This window comes from Lachnoanaerobaculum sp. ICM7 (assembly GCF_000287675.1).
Taxonomy (GTDB): domain Bacteria; phylum Bacillota; class Clostridia; order Lachnospirales; family Lachnospiraceae; genus Lachnoanaerobaculum.
On sequence record NZ_ALJL01000022.1, the window covers coordinates 123,608 to 136,316 of the forward strand.

The window sequence follows — 12,709 nt, forward strand, 5'->3', positions numbered from 1 at the left end:
AGGCATCTTTTGAAAAATATTAAATTTAATGATATAAAGCACATATATTTTTGCGGTATAGGTGGTATAAGTATGAGCGGACTTGCAAGAGTACTTTTTGAAAAGAACTTTGAAGTGAGCGGCTCTGATACAAAGGCTAATAACAGGACAAAGGATCTTGAGGACAGAGGTGTAAAAATATTTGTAGGGCAAAAAAGTGAGAATATCAGTGATGATATAGACTTGTTTGTATATACGGCTGCCATACATAATGATAACCCTGAGTTTATTGCGGCTAAAGAAAAGAATATAAAAATGATGACCAGAGCGGAGCTTCTCGGCTATGTAATGTCGAAGTTTAAAGAGAGTATAGCAATAAGCGGTACACATGGAAAGACTACAACAACTTCTATGTTGTCATACATATTACTTGATACAAAGCTTGACCCTACAATCTCTGTAGGAGGTATTGTAAAGAAGATAAAGGGAAATATTTATATAGGCAAGGGTGACACATTTGTTACAGAAGCCTGTGAATATACAAACAGTTTTCTTGAGTTATATCCTACAGTAGGTGTTATATTGAATATTGAAGAGGATCATCTGGACTTCTTTAAGGATTTAGATGAAATTAGGAACTCTTTTAAGAATTTCGCAAAAAATACAAGTCCTGACGGTTGTATAATAATAAATGATAAGATTAAAAACAACAGAGAAATTACACAAGGGTTTGAGGGCAATGTGGTAAGATACGGAACCGAAAACAGTGACTGCTATGCTACAAATATAAGATATGACGCTTTGGGGTATCCGACATTTGATCTTGTACATAAAGAAGAGACATATGAGAATGTAAAACTTTGTGTAGGAGGAAACCACAATATATACAATGCCTTGGCTGCTATTTGCGTTGCCTTTGAACTTGGAGTAAGTATCGAAGATATAAGAAAAGGACTTTCGGAGTTTAAGGGTGTAGACAGAAGATTTGAGGTTAAGGGAAAACTTGACGGTATCACAATAGTTGATGACTATGCACATCACCCAAGTGAGATATCGGCTACATTAAATATTGCAAAGAGATATCCTCATGACAGACTTGTAGTTGTATTTCAGCCACATACATATACCAGAACGAAAGCATTTTTTGATGATTTTGCCAATGTATTAAAGAATGTGGACGAGGTTATAATTGCAAAAATTTATCCTGCAAGAGAGACAGACAATCTTGGAATGAGTTCAAATCTTCTCTCAAAAAGAATAAATGAACTTGGTGGAAATTCCACAAGTTTTGAGACTTTTGATGAGATAGAAAATTATCTGTTGGAGGATTTGAGAAAGGGTGATTTACTGATTACCATGGGTGCCGGAGATATCTTAAGAGTGGGTGAGTTTTTACTCGGAAAATAATTTATAGAGATATAGTTTTAAGACAAAGGGAGAGCTATGAAGTACGAATTTTTAAAGGCAGATATAACAAGCATTGTAAGTTTGCCGTCAGAATTTATAGATAAATATATGCTAAAGGCGAACGGTGATTATATAAAGGTATACCTTTTTATGCTGAGAAATGCTGACAGACTGATAAATCCCGAAATCATAGCCGATGCCCTTGAACTTACTATAAAGGATGTTGAAAGAGCTATAGCATACTGGTGCAAGAGCGGAGCATTGATAGAAAAGGCTGAGAATATAGGTAAGCTTGGAAACGGCGATGACTTTGAAGAAGTTCTTATTACAAAGGGCATGCCTTCAAAAGAAGAACTTGAGGAAGCAAGACGTATTCTGACGGCGGCAAAAGAAGTATATAAAAGACGAGAAATGCTTGAAGCAGGTATGGGAGCGGAAGCTTTAAAAGAGAATAATGTTAAATCGGAAAGCCTTGATGAAGCAAAGAATCCAAAAGAAAGCGATAAGGAAACGCTTGATCCGGACAAAGATACCGATGTAGAGAATAATTCAGAGAGCGAAGTAAAGGTCGAGAACGAGATACCTGAGGTAAAAACAGAGCCGCCAAAGCTTCCTGACAGAAGTCTGGTGGATTTGACCAAGTTAAAAGGAGATGAAGATTTTCAGGAACTGGTATTCTGTGTGCAGACATATACGGAAAAGATATTTACACCTACAGATACCGAAAAGCTGGCATATCTTTATGATGTTGTGGGTATGTCAAAGGATTTACTTGAGTACATAGCGGAAGTTTCGGTACAAAAAGGTAAAAAGAGTATAAATTATATCGAAAGAGTGGCACTTTCATTCCATGAAAAAGGCATTACTACAGTTGAGGAAGCCAAAGAAGACAATGTAAAATATTTCAATGAAAATAAAGCAGTGTTAAAGGCCTTTGGAATATATGACAGAGTTTTGGCACCGGTTGAATTGAGATTTGTTAAAAAGTGGTTTGATGAGTATGGATTCAGCACGGAGATAGTTGTTGAAGCCATCAGCAGAACAGTACTTAACACATCATCACAGAGTTTTTCATATGCCGACGGTATACTTACAAGATGGCATAATGAGAATGTACGCACACTTTCAGACATAAAAACTCAGGATGAAAAACATGATGAGAAGGTAAAGGCGGCTCCGAAAACTTCAAATACCGCTTCAGGTTCAAAGTTCAATAATTTTGAGCAGAGGAATGACAATATTGATTCCGATATGCAGGACAAGTTTTTAAATGAGCTGAACAATTTATAGTTTGGCTTAAAGGAGATGTATGGCTATAGATAATTCCTCATATAACGCAATAATGAGAGAATATGAAAATATAAGAGCAAATAACAGAGCCGCACAGGTCAGAAGAATTGAAGAGGTATATGAAAAGATACCTGAAATGAAGGAATTAAACAATTCCACAGGAAGTGTGGCTGTTTCAAGATATAAAGAAAGCTTGAAATCGGGAATATTGTCAATAAATGATTTAAAAACAGATATTGACAGTATAAAAAACAAAAAAGAAGAACTTTTGTGCGCTGCCGGCTTTCCGAAGGATTATATGGAAATAACATATGATTGCAAAGACTGTAAGGATACAGGATATATAGACGGAAAAAAATGTCATTGCATTAAGTTAAAGATAAGGAAACTCCTGTATGCTCAATCAAATCTTGAAAATATATTAAGTAAAGAAAATTTTGAAAATTTCTCATTCGATTATTATGATAATAAAACGATACTTCCGGGGCAGAATATGACAAATGCCGCTTATATGGAGGGTGTAAAAAGATTTTGTGAGAAATTTGCAGACAAATATTTTAAAATAGACGGAAGCAAAAATGCTGTTGATACGGCTTCTGACGAAAATGACAGAAGAAATATTATATTCAGCGGTAATACCGGTGTAGGAAAGACATATTTAAGCAATTGTATAGCCAAGGTATTACTTGACAGATATTATTCCGTAATATACCTAAGTGCAAAAGAACTTTTTGAAGCATTGGTAAAGGTTAAGATGGAAAAAAGTGAGGATCAAAAATATTTGCTTCTCATTGAAGAAGTGTATGAAAGTGATATGCTGATAATTGACGATCTGGGCACGGAACTTTCCAATCACTTTACAACTACCGAATTTTTCCATATAATAAACCGTAGGGTTAACACCGAAAAATCTACTATAATATCGACTAATCTCAGTCTGGATGAAATGAGAGATATATACAGTGAGAGAGTTACTTCAAGAATAAGAAAGAGTTTCATGTATATAAGATTATTTGGAAATGATATTAGAGCAAAGCTGTAATGGAGGGAAAATGCTGTACGAAGATAAAAAAATTGATTCTATTCCTGTAGGTCCTTTGGGACTTATACCTCTTAAAGGAATGGAGGATTTTACAAAAAAAGTAAATAATTACCTTGTAGAGTGGCGTAAAGAGAGAGAAAGTGAGCATAAGGATACACTTTTATTCTCAGAGTATGAGAAAGAAGATTATATTATAAAATCAACCATCTCAAGATTCGGCTCAGGTGAGGCTAAGGGAACTATAGAGGAATCTGTAAGAGGTGATGATTTATATTTGCTTGTGGATGTATGCAATTATTCCATGACTTATTCACTGTCAGGAAAAATAAATCATATGTCACCGGATGATCATTTCCAGGATCTTAAAAGAATTATTGCGGCAATAGCCGGAAAGGCAAGAAGAATAACTGTTATAATGCCTTTCTTATATGAGAGTCGTCAGCATAAAAAGACCGGAAGAGAGTCTTTGGACTGCGCATTGGCATTACAGGAACTCACCAATATGGGTGTTGACAACATCATTACATTTGATGCTCATGATCCAAGAGTACAAAATGCGATTCCTTTAAAGGGATTTGAAACTGTGCAGCCGATTTATCAGTATACAAAGGGACTTCTAAGACATTTCCCGGATTTACAGGTTGATTCGGATCATATGATGATTATTTCTCCTGATGAAGGCGGAATGAGAAGGGCAATATATTTTGCAAATATGCTGAAGCTTGATGTAGGTATGTTCTACAAAAGAAGAGATTATACAAAGGTGGTTGACGGCAGAAATCCGATTATCGCACATGAGTTTTTGGGCTCCGATGTCGAAGGTAAAGATCTTGTAATCATTGACGATATGATATCTTCAGGTGAGAGTGTTCAGGAAGTCGCTAAGGAACTTAAAAAGAGAAAGGCCAAAAGAGTCTTTGTCTGTGCAACTTTCGGACTGTTCACAAACGGCTTTGCAAAATTTGATAAATATTATGAGAACGGTATTATCGACGGTATATTTACAACAAACTTAGTGTACCAGTCACCTAATCTCTTAAGCAAACCTTATTATTACAATGTTGAGATGAGTAAGTATGTTGCTCTTATTATTGACAATTTGAACCATGATTCTACTATAAGCGGTCTATTGACACCTACAAACAGAATCAACAATTTACTTGAGAAGGTAAAAAATAACAAATAGGATATAAGGTTTGGGTTATGAGAGTAGTTATATGTGATGATAATCCAATAGAACGAAAGAATTTGTTAGAAATCACTACACATATATCAAAGTCGGAGGGCCTTGATACGGAATTTGAGGTGTTTGAGAGCGCCAAGCAGATGTTATTTGAAGTGGAAGATAAACTTGAGCTTATTGATGTAATGTTTCTGGATATAAATATGCCGGGAATTGACGGAATGGAGGCGGCATCAAAACTTCGTTCAAACGGATATATCGGAGAGATAGTATTCACCACAGTTTCAAAGAATCATATGTTGGGAGCTTTTGATGTCAGAGCCTTCAACTATATTGTGAAAGGTGAGACTGACGGTGCAAAGACGGTAAAGATAATAAAGGATGTTTTTAAAACGGCATCAGAAAAATCAAAAGAGTATATGCTCTTTACCGGCATCGGTGAATATAGGAATATCGCGATAAATGATATAAAATATTTTGAAGTTAGAGGAAAAATAATAACCGTGTACTACGGCAGTAAAAGTTTTGAGTTTATTTCAACAATAGGAAAACTTGAAAACCTGCTGTTTACAAAGGGTTTTATAAGAGTGCATAGATCATTTTTAGTTTCATTGCAACATATAAAGAATTTCACTTATGAGGAAATCACATTGATAGACAATACTGAAATTCCGGTGGGAAGAAAGTACTACAGTGGACTTAAGGAAGCGATGAAAGAAAATGCAATAGGGTGATTAAATGAAGAAAAAATATAAAGCAATGTGTGCTATGTCATTGGCACTGACGACCGCCTTTATATCGGTAAACGGTGTAGGTGTTCTAAGAGGCAATGCGACAACTGTCGGAGCTACATATGTAGATATGACAGGTATTCAAAATGACAGAGGTTTACATAGCTCAAACGCAGGGTATGTTGAAACCTCAGCCGGAATAGATGAAAGCAACTATGGAGAGTGGATAATTGAAAGAGAGCCTACATATGAGCAGGACGGGCTAAGAAAAAGAGAATATGTCGCTTCGGACGGTACATTTTATGTACAGTATGAGACTATTCCAAGGCTGATTGTACCGCCCGTGCCCTCAGATCCGATACCGGAGCCTACAAGGCCTTCAGATTCGGGAGAGGGAACAAGGCCTTCAATACCTGAAAAAAATATTGCCACAAAATCCGATGCAAATAAATCTTTTGGACATTCATCGGGAAAAAAGAAAAAAATTGAAAATTCGGAAAGTTCAAAAAAAGGTGCAAAAGACTCTCAGAGCGGCAATGACAATTCGGACTCCAAGAACTCGGCAAATAATGTAGAACCAACCGAAAGCTCTGCGCAAAAGGCTGAAAATGCAAAGCGGCCGGGAAATAAATCAGGTCATAAACATAAAAGAAATGATAATGACAGTGTGAGTGAATCTGAAGCTGACAAAAATGTTAAGTTTGAAGTAAATACCGACAGTACAATTACGGATAATGCGAATGAAAACAATACGTTCACAAGCCTTCCTGATATTACGGAAACTTCGACAGAGATAAGTAACAAGAATGAAGTTATTAATGAAACTGTTGAAGCTTCAACAAATGCGGATGAAAGTATAGAGGAAAACAGTTCACCTGATAAAAGCTTTAACGGATATGACGGAGCTACACTTTTAGCCGCAGGTGCATATGCATGGTGGATTGCAATTGTATTATTACCGATGATAAATGCGGTTAAATGGATAAATAAAAAGAGAAGAGAAAAATCGAGGGGCAATGTTAATAAGAAATATAATTGAGATTGCATTAATTATTATATTATTCATTGTAGGCATCGTGGTATATTTGTATTTAAAAAGAAGGATAAATGATGCCGAATCTGATTTGGTAATCAGAAAGAAAAAAGAAATAAAAGAAGATACAGAGGATTAAATAAAAATGGTTAAAGAAAAAAAGCTTGTAGAAGAAATTACTTCCATGGAGAAAGACTTTGCACAATGGTATACAGATATTGTGCTTAAGGCGGAGCTTGTTGATTATACAAGTGTGAAGGGTTGCCTTGTAATAAGACCTGCCGGTTATGCTATATGGGAAAATATGAAAAATGAGATAGACAGAAGATTTAAAGAGACAGGCATTCAAAACTGTTATCTGCCTATGTTCATACCTGAGAGCCTTTTACAAAAAGAGGCGGACCATGTTGAAGGCTTTGCACCTGAGGTTGCATGGGTAACTCATGGTGGAATGGAGGAGCTTGAGGAGAGACTCTGTGTCAGACCTACATCGGAAACATTATTCTGTGACTACTACTCAAAGGTTGTAAAGAGTTATAGAGATCTTCCGCAGCTTTTAAATCAGTGGTGTTCTGTAGTAAGATGGGAAAAGACAACCAGACCTTTCCTTCGTTCAAGAGAGTTTTTATGGCAGGAGGGACATACGGTTCATGCCACAGCCAAGGAAGCTCATGACAGAACCGTACAGATGCTTGAAGTATATGCGGATTTCTTTGAAAAGGACTTGGCTATACCTGTTATAAGAGGTATAAAGACTGATAAGGAAAAGTTTGCCGGAGCTGAGGCAACCTATACCATAGAGGCACTTATGCATGACGGTAAAGCTTTACAGTCAGGTACCAGCCACTACTTCGGAGACGGATTTGCAAAGGCTTTTGATGTAACATTTACAGATAAGGACAATCAAATCAAGCCTGTTTTTGAGACCTCATTCGGTATGACTACAAGAATAATTGGTGCTGTTATAATGGTACATGGTGATGACTCAGGTCTTAAGTTACCACCTCATATAGCACCTGTTCAAGTAAATATCATACCTGTAGCCGCACATAAAGAAGGTGTACTTGAGGCGGCTAATGCGCTTAAAGACAGACTCTATGCTGCAGGTGTAAGAGTAAAGCTTGATGACAGCGAGAAGAGTCCGGGATTTAAGTTTGCCGAGTCTGAGATGAGAGGTATACCTCTTAGAATTGAAATTGGACCGAAGGATATTGAAAATAATCAATGCGTATTTGTCAGAAGAGATACAGGTGAAAAGATCTTCGTATCACTTGAAAATGTTGAAAGTGAAGCTAAGGAATGCCTTGAAAAGATTCAGACAAATATGTATAAAACAGCCCTTGCGCATAGAGAAGCTCATACTTATGAGGCAAGAACTATGGAAGAGTTCAAGGATATTGCAGATAACAAGCCGGGATTTATCAAGGCTATGTGGTGCGGTGACAGAGCTTGTGAGGACAAGATAAAGGAAGAGGCAGGAGCCACATCAAGATGTATGCCTGAGGCACAGGAGCAGCTTAGCGATGTATGCGTTTGTTGCGGCAAGAAGGCTACAAAGATGGTTTACTGGGGAAAAGCATATTAAAATAATAAAGAGACCGCAGTCATAAGGCTGCGGTTTTAATATTAAGTTTTTAAGCATTCATATACTTATGTCCCCCGGTATCAGCTTTTGTTAAGGAGATAAGAATGAGAATAGATTTGCCAAAGAATGTTGAAAATATTATAGAAAAGTTGGAAGAGAACGGCTTTGAAGGATTTGCGGTAGGAGGTTGTGTAAGAGATTCCCTGCTGCACAGGAAGCCTAAGGACTGGGATATCACTACAAACGCTCTTCCGGAAGAAATGAAGAGGATATTTAAAAAGACCTTTGATACGGGTATTGCACACGGAACTATTACAGTGCTTATAGACGGAGAAGGCTATGAGCTGACTACATACAGAATAGACGGAAACTACTCGGACGGAAGACATCCTGACAGTGTTTCATTCAGTAAAAGCCTTTCTGAAGATCTTTGCAGAAGGGATTTTACAATTAATGCAATGGCTTATTCGCATAAAAAGGGTATAGTGGATCTTTATAAAGGTCAGGAGGATTTAAGCAGCGGTATTATTAGAGCTGTAGGAGATCCAAATAAGAGATTTGATGAGGATGCTCTGAGAATGCTTAGGGCAATCCGGTTTTCTGCACAACTTGGGTTTGAAATAGAAAAAGACACATTTGTTGCAATAAAAGACAAGGCTTCATTATTATCAAATGTCAGTAAGGAGAGAATATTTGTAGAGCTGAATAAGACACTTTCAGGAAATTTTGCAGAAAATGTAAAGTATATATACAGCAGCGGACTTTATAAATATATCGGTAAAGAGTTTGCAAAGCTTGATGAAAGCTTTTATCAGTTTTACAAAAGAGACCTGGGTGATGAAAAACATATGTACTGGACTGTATTTTTGCAAAATGTAGAAAATATAAATTCGGTAAAGAAAATACTCTCAGAATTGAAGTCTGATAATGCAACAAAAATAAATACATGTCTGCTTATAGAGGAACTTAAATTACCTTTACCGAAGAAGGATTCGGATATAAGACTGTCATTGCACAGACTCGGTACAAAACTCTTTGAGGACTATATAAAGATTTGCAAGTCGGACAGAAAAAATGCGAATATTTTGGAAGAGATAAATGATATTGAAAAGAGATATGAGAAGATTAAAGAAGAAAATCATGCTTTTGATATCTCCATGCTTGATATTACCGGGAAAGATCTGATGGAACTTGGAATACCGAAAGGACCTAAAATCGGTGAGATTCTGGAAGAGTTATTAAAAAGAGTAATTGAAAATCCCAAACTGAATAATAAAGAACTGCTTCTTGATATAGCAAAAAATGAGTAATAAAAAGCTACGGGTCGGTACGGTAAGTACAAACCTGTAGCTTTCAGCTTTATTTGTTTCTTTTTCTTATTTCGCTAAGTTCCTTCATCTGAGAGATGTACTTTTTATTAAGTCCCGGATTTCCTTTTATCATATTTCTAATAAAGAATGACATGATTTTTCCGGTTTTCGGTAAGCTTAAGGATACCTTTTCTCTTGCAACTTCATATTTTATTTTAAGCTCAAGATAAGCCGGACTCTTTGAAGCAACCGTATTTGAAAGTGACGAAAGAGCATTTTCTATATCGGATTTTAAAGATGAGAAACTCACTCTTCCGTTTGAGATATATTCATTTGCCTGGCTCACACGTCCTGCCACGCTGTCTTTGATGCCTACAAGCTTACTTTGAGTTTCACTTACAAGGTCGTCTGCTATCAATGAAAGTTTTTCTTTGACTTCAAGGAATTCAACCTTAGCCCTTTCAAGAGCCGTATATGCTTTGGCAAGATTGAATGCGGCCTTTATTGAAAGAATCAAATCCGAGAAAAAGATAATACTCACAACTATTACAGAAGTCTTCAAATTTGACTCATTTATCTTAGATACAAATCTATAGACATTTACCTGTAAAAAATCGGTAAGCAGTAGTGATAAAAATCCCCATGCTATAGAGGTGGAGAGCGATATATATCCGCTTAAATTGAACTTGTGATCGCTATAGTCCCAGTATTTGACTTTAAAGAGTCTTTCCATCACATAACCTGTGATATATTCAAGTATTGTAGCAGCAATCATTCCTGAGAAGTAAACTTCCAAATTATTCCCATGAAAGTTGTCTGTAATAATAAGAACAAACAAAGCGCCGAAGGCATATATAGGAATATAAGGGCCTCGAAGGAAGCCTCTGTTTGTAAGTTTTCTCTCCTTGATAGTTGCATATCCGGATTCAAAACACCATCCGAAAAAACAATATATATAAAAAAATGCAATCCATTGCAATAGGGTGTACTTGGTCATAATCACCTCCAATGAGAACAATAATACCACAGTAGTAGATTATCTACAAGTTTTGAAGTTTTATAAAGATAATAAAAACTCACTTTATATCAACTTTTATGTTATAGTATGATATTGAAGTAAGCGTATTTAAAACCCTATGCGGTTTTACCTGCAAATAATATAAAAAGAGAGTATAAATATGAAAGTAAGTATATGCTGCATTACCTATAATCACGGTAAATACATAAGAAAGGCAATAGATTCCTTTTTGGCGCAGAAAAGAAACTTTGATATAGAAATTCTGATAAATGATGATGCATCAACAGATGATACGGCAGATATTATAAGAGAATATGAAAAAAAGTATCCGGATATTATAAAACCTTTATTTCATGAGGAAAATATGTACTCGCAAGGGGTTACAAATCCAAGCGGAAAATACAACTTTCCAAGAGCAAGCGGAGAATATATAGCCATGTGTGAGGGAGATGACTACTGGTGCGATGATCATAAACTTCAAATGCAGGTGGATTATATGGATGCACATCCGGAAATAAGCTTTTGCTTTCATGCTGCGAAGGTTGAAAATCTGGATGCCACATTTTCTCCAAACCTTATAAGACCTTATACCGGAAACTGTGTAGTCGGTGCAAAAGAGGTGATAAATAAAAGAGCACATTATCCAACAGCCTCACTTTTATTACGAACAGAGTATATGAAGAGTTTGCCCAAGTATTATTTTGACTGTAAGGTGGGAGATATACCCATGCAGATAATATCTGTAAAATACGGCGATGCCTATTATATTGACAGGGTTATGAGTGTGTACAGAATGGGAGTACCGACTTCATGGACAGCCTCACAGTTTAGCGGTGATTACAAAAGAAAACAGGAAGAGTACTATCAAAATATGGAGGCCATGTATAAGGCATATGATGAAGACTCCGGATACAGATTTCATGAAGAAGTGCTAAGTGCCGCAAAGAGACTTCGTTTCCTTACATATGTAAATACAAGAGATTTTAAAAACATATTGTCAAAGGACTTTAAAAAAGAATATAATGAGCTGGATTTTAGAGAAAGATTTTTTATAAAGTTTGAATATTTCTTACCTGCATTATATAAGTTTGTGAGGAATACAGCATTATATTTTAAAAGATAACGGAGGACTATGACATATTTTAAAAATATAAATCTGATAAAAGTAATAAAAATTGCTGTCGGAACAGGACTTGCAATATTTATTGCCGGAATTTTCGGGTTAAACTACAGTGCATCGGCAGGTATTATAACCTTACTTAGTATACAGGATACAAAAAAATCCACAATAAAGATTGCATTAAAAAGGATTGCGGCATTTGTTCTGTCTATGTTGATTTCCCTTGTCGTATTTAGTGTATTCGGATATGATATATGGGCGCTGGTTTGCTACTTGCTTATATTTGTAGCGGTATGTATGGTCTTTGATTTGAATGAAGGACTTTCACCATGTACCGTCTTGGTAACACATATTCTGGCGGAAAAGTATATGAGTTTTGATGTTGTAAAAAATGAAGCGGCTTTGATGCTTATAGGAACATCCGTCGGAATATTTTTAAATATGTATATGCCGAGAAACTTGAAACATATAAGGGAATATCAGGCAAAAATAGAAAATGAAATAAAGTACATGCTGGATACTTTGGTAGGCTTTCTAAGAGATGAGAATAACAGGGTAAAACTTGAATATGATTTTGATGCGCTTGATAAGCTGATAGACAGTGCAATCTCAAAGGCATATATTGATAAAGACAATATACTAAGCTATGATTTGAAATATTTTATAAACTATATGGAAATGAGAAAGTCTCAAATCATGACCCTTAGATATATTTTTGATCAGGGAAAGGGCATGAAGACAAGACCAAGTCAGGCAAGAGATGTGGCTGAACTTATTTTTAATCTTGTGCCCAAACTGCATGAGTCAAATAATGCGGTAAATGCACTGATGGACTTATATTTTGTAAAAGAAAAGATGAAAAACTCACAGCTTCCAAAGAGCCGAGAGGAATTTGAAGACAGGGCAATACTTCATTCAATGGTAGTAAATTTTGAGCAGTTCCTTGAAATAAAAAGGGAGTTTGCCGCAAATTTGAGTGAAGAAGAGAAAAATATATTTTGGAACAGGTAA

12 protein-coding genes are annotated in these 12,709 nt (G+C 36.0%); 11 read left to right on the forward strand and 1 reads right to left on the reverse strand.

The features are described from left to right. The first annotated feature begins 9 nt into the window (after positions 1-9). From murC to HMPREF1140_RS06470, 9 genes are all read left to right on the forward strand, one after another. Positions 10-1,386: a UDP-N-acetylmuramate--L-alanine ligase gene (gene murC, locus HMPREF1140_RS06435; RefSeq protein ID WP_009663073.1), complete on the forward strand. Its 1,377-nt coding sequence runs from the start codon at positions 10-12 to the stop codon at positions 1,384-1,386. 36 nt (positions 1,387-1,422) lie between these two features. After that, positions 1,423-2,676, forward strand: a complete 1,254-nt coding sequence (locus HMPREF1140_RS06440) for a DnaD domain protein (RefSeq protein WP_009663019.1) — start codon at positions 1,423-1,425, stop codon at positions 2,674-2,676. Positions 2,677-2,695: 19 nt separating this feature from the next. Continuing rightward, complete coding sequence (locus HMPREF1140_RS06445; protein ID WP_009663071.1) at positions 2,696-3,718, forward strand: ATP-binding protein; 1,023 nt, start codon at positions 2,696-2,698, stop codon at positions 3,716-3,718. A gap of 10 nt (positions 3,719-3,728) precedes the next feature. Next, a complete protein-coding gene (locus HMPREF1140_RS06450) occupies positions 3,729-4,904 on the forward strand; it encodes a ribose-phosphate pyrophosphokinase (RefSeq protein ID WP_009663059.1) in 1,176 nt (391 codons plus the stop codon). Positions 4,905-4,921: 17 nt separating this feature from the next. After that, positions 4,922-5,635 carry a LytR/AlgR family response regulator transcription factor gene (locus HMPREF1140_RS06455; RefSeq protein WP_009663005.1) on the forward strand — a complete coding sequence of 238 codons (714 nt, stop codon included), beginning with the start codon at positions 4,922-4,924 and terminating at the stop codon, positions 5,633-5,635. Between the two features lie 4 nt (positions 5,636-5,639). Next, positions 5,640-6,671, forward strand: a complete 1,032-nt coding sequence (locus tag HMPREF1140_RS06460; protein WP_009663044.1) for a hypothetical protein — start codon at positions 5,640-5,642, stop codon at positions 6,669-6,671. Further along, positions 6,649-6,804 (forward strand): hypothetical protein, encoded by a 156-nt coding sequence (locus HMPREF1140_RS13535; protein WP_009662988.1) that lies wholly within the window; start codon positions 6,649-6,651, stop codon positions 6,802-6,804. Before HMPREF1140_RS06460 ends, HMPREF1140_RS13535 begins: the two co-directional genes overlap by 23 nt. Before the next feature lie 6 nt (positions 6,805-6,810). Beyond that, positions 6,811-8,250, forward strand: coding sequence for a proline--tRNA ligase (gene proS / locus HMPREF1140_RS06465; RefSeq protein ID WP_009663056.1), 1,440 nt, complete (start codon positions 6,811-6,813; stop codon positions 8,248-8,250). Between the two features lie 104 nt (positions 8,251-8,354). After that, positions 8,355-9,560: a CCA tRNA nucleotidyltransferase gene (locus tag HMPREF1140_RS06470; protein WP_009663147.1), complete on the forward strand. Its 1,206-nt coding sequence runs from the start codon at positions 8,355-8,357 to the stop codon at positions 9,558-9,560. A 49-nt stretch (positions 9,561-9,609) separates the two neighbouring features. Here the strand turns inward: HMPREF1140_RS06470 and HMPREF1140_RS06475 are convergent, their stop codons facing one another. After that, positions 9,610-10,557 (reverse strand): putative ABC transporter permease, encoded by a 948-nt coding sequence (locus tag HMPREF1140_RS06475; protein WP_009663078.1) that lies wholly within the window; start codon positions 10,555-10,557, stop codon positions 9,610-9,612. 181 nt (positions 10,558-10,738) lie between these two features. Here HMPREF1140_RS06475 and HMPREF1140_RS06480 point away from each other — a divergent pair, with 181 nt between their 5' ends. Beyond that, the gene (locus HMPREF1140_RS06480; protein WP_009663133.1) at positions 10,739-11,701 is read left to right on the forward strand and encodes a glycosyltransferase; all 963 of its coding nucleotides are present in this window, start codon (positions 10,739-10,741) and stop codon (positions 11,699-11,701) included. A 9-nt stretch (positions 11,702-11,710) separates the two neighbouring features. Then, complete coding sequence (locus tag HMPREF1140_RS06485; protein ID WP_009663139.1) at positions 11,711-12,709, forward strand: aromatic acid exporter family protein; 999 nt, start codon at positions 11,711-11,713, stop codon at positions 12,707-12,709.

What these genes read in the sequence shown, in the direction of transcription:
- HMPREF1140_RS06460 (WP_009663044.1), top strand. Translation starts at nt 5,640, where the DNA reads ATGAAGAAAAAATATAAAGCAATGTGTGCTATGTCATTGGCACTGACG.
- HMPREF1140_RS06455 (WP_009663005.1), top strand. Translation starts at nt 4,922, where the DNA reads ATGAGAGTAGTTATATGTGATGATAATCCAATAGAACGAAAGAATTTG.
- HMPREF1140_RS06470 (WP_009663147.1), top strand. Translation starts at nt 8,355, where the DNA reads ATGAGAATAGATTTGCCAAAGAATGTTGAAAATATTATAGAAAAGTTG.
- proS (WP_009663056.1), top strand. Translation starts at nt 6,811, where the DNA reads ATGGTTAAAGAAAAAAAGCTTGTAGAAGAAATTACTTCCATGGAGAAA.
- HMPREF1140_RS06445 (WP_009663071.1), top strand. Translation starts at nt 2,696, where the DNA reads ATGGCTATAGATAATTCCTCATATAACGCAATAATGAGAGAATATGAA.
- HMPREF1140_RS06475 (WP_009663078.1), bottom strand. Translation starts at nt 10,557, where the DNA reads ATGACCAAGTACACCCTATTGCAATGGATTGCATTTTTTTATATATAT.
- HMPREF1140_RS06485 (WP_009663139.1), top strand. Translation starts at nt 11,711, where the DNA reads ATGACATATTTTAAAAATATAAATCTGATAAAAGTAATAAAAATTGCT.
- HMPREF1140_RS06440 (WP_009663019.1), top strand. Translation starts at nt 1,423, where the DNA reads ATGAAGTACGAATTTTTAAAGGCAGATATAACAAGCATTGTAAGTTTG.
- HMPREF1140_RS13535 (WP_009662988.1), top strand. Translation starts at nt 6,649, where the DNA reads ATGTTAATAAGAAATATAATTGAGATTGCATTAATTATTATATTATTC.
- HMPREF1140_RS06480 (WP_009663133.1), top strand. Translation starts at nt 10,739, where the DNA reads ATGAAAGTAAGTATATGCTGCATTACCTATAATCACGGTAAATACATA.
- HMPREF1140_RS06450 (WP_009663059.1), top strand. Translation starts at nt 3,729, where the DNA reads ATGCTGTACGAAGATAAAAAAATTGATTCTATTCCTGTAGGTCCTTTG.